The organism is Paracoccus shandongensis (assembly GCF_017315735.1).
In the GTDB taxonomy this organism is placed as follows: domain Bacteria; phylum Pseudomonadota; class Alphaproteobacteria; order Rhodobacterales; family Rhodobacteraceae; genus Paracoccus; species Paracoccus shandongensis.
The window spans coordinates 1-1,512 of the sequence record NZ_JAFLRK010000077.1 but is presented as its reverse complement, the minus strand read 5'-3'; the positions used below and the strand labels follow the sequence as shown (position 1 = coordinate 1,512).

The 1,512-nt window shown below is 67.2% G+C and carries 2 protein-coding genes; both read left to right on the top strand.

Annotation, left to right across the window (positions count from 1 at the left end):
* Positions 1-602 (top strand): YceI family protein (locus JX613_RS19660; RefSeq protein ID WP_207103162.1); only part of this gene is annotated, 602 nt, incomplete at its 5' end.
* Between the two features lie 48 nt (positions 603-650).
* Complete coding sequence (locus tag JX613_RS19655; protein ID WP_207103161.1) at positions 651-1,229, top strand: YceI family protein; 579 nt, start codon at positions 651-653, stop codon at positions 1,227-1,229.
* Positions 1,230-1,512: the final 283 nt, after the last annotated feature.

The following is a 1,512-nucleotide window of genomic DNA, read 5'->3' as shown; positions in this document are numbered from 1 at the left end:
CTGCGGGCCCCGCCACCGCGCGCCGCCACCGGACGCCCGCCCTGGCCGCCATCGCCGTCTTCGCGGCGGGCACCGCCCTGGCCCTGGCCCCGCGCGCCCCGGAACCGCAATCCGCGCCTCTGGCGCAGGCGGCGTCGGAATGGCGCGTGACGGAAGGCACGCTTGGCTTTTCCATCCGCCAGATGGGAACCGAGGTCGCGGGCGGCTTTTCCGACTGGACCGCCGGTATCGACTTTGACCCCGATACCGGGACGGGCCAGGTGACGGTCACGATCAACATGAATTCCGTGACCATCGGCACCGTCACCGACCAGGCCAAGGGCGCGGATTTCTTCGACACCGCCGCGCATCCGACAGCCGTCTTCACCGCCGCCATCCGTCCCGAGGGCGCGGGCCATGTGGCGGAAGGCACCCTGTCGCTCAAGGGCCATGACGCCCCCGTGACCCTGCCCTTCGCGCTGTCCATCACCGACGGCATCGCCACGGTGTCGGGCGAAACCACGCTCGACCGCCGCGACTGGACCATTGGCGCGGGCTATGGCGACGAAGCCACCATCGGCTTTCCCGTCCGGCTGACGGTCAGCCTGACCGCCACCCGCTGATCCCCCTTTTCCCCCGGCATCACGCCACAACCCCCAAGGAGTTTTCCCATGTTCAAGACCGCCGCCCTGACCGCCGCCCTGGCCCTTGCCGCCACCGCCGCCCTGGCCGAGCCGCAGACCTATGCCTTCGACACCACCCACAGCCAGGTCGTCTTCGACTACAACCACCTGGGCTTTTCCACCACCACGGGCATGTTCAGCGGCGTGACGGGCACCATCGCCTTTGACGCCGAAAACCCCGCCGCATCGACCGTCAGCGCCAGCTTCCCCGTCGCCTCGCTGATGACCGGCGACAAGGGCCGCGACGAACACTTCCTGTCCCCCGACTTCTTCGGCAGCGAGGCCGCCGCGCCCGAAGTGACCTTTGTGTCGAAATCCATCGAGGTGACGGGCGACAAGACCGCGCTGATCACGGGCGATCTGACGCTGAACGGGGTGACAAAGGAAACCGTGCTGGACACCGTGCTGAACCAGCAGGGCAACCACCCGATGGCAAACAAGCCCTGGCTGGGCTTTTCCGCGACCACCACGCTGAAGCGCAGCGACTTCAACCTGGGGATGTTCGCCCCCGCCGTGTCGGATGATGTTCAGGTCCGCATCTCGGTCGAGGCGATGGCCGAGGGTTGATCCAGACCGCACCGGCCGGGCGTCCCGCATCTGGCCGGTGCAACGGCCTGCATCGCCGCCAGGACAACAAGCCGCTTCGATCACAGTTTCCGCCTCATTCTGGATATCTGCGAAGGAATGATCACGGTCTGGCCCGCCGAACCATCCGGTTCCGGCGGGCCTGTTGTCAGCGTCGGGGGCGATCCCTAGGCAGCCACCTCTCCCTGTACCGTGCGGCTCTTCCTGCGGACCTCTTGTGCAAAGCTGTCGAGGTCGTTTTCGCTGACCAGATCGCCGTACCATT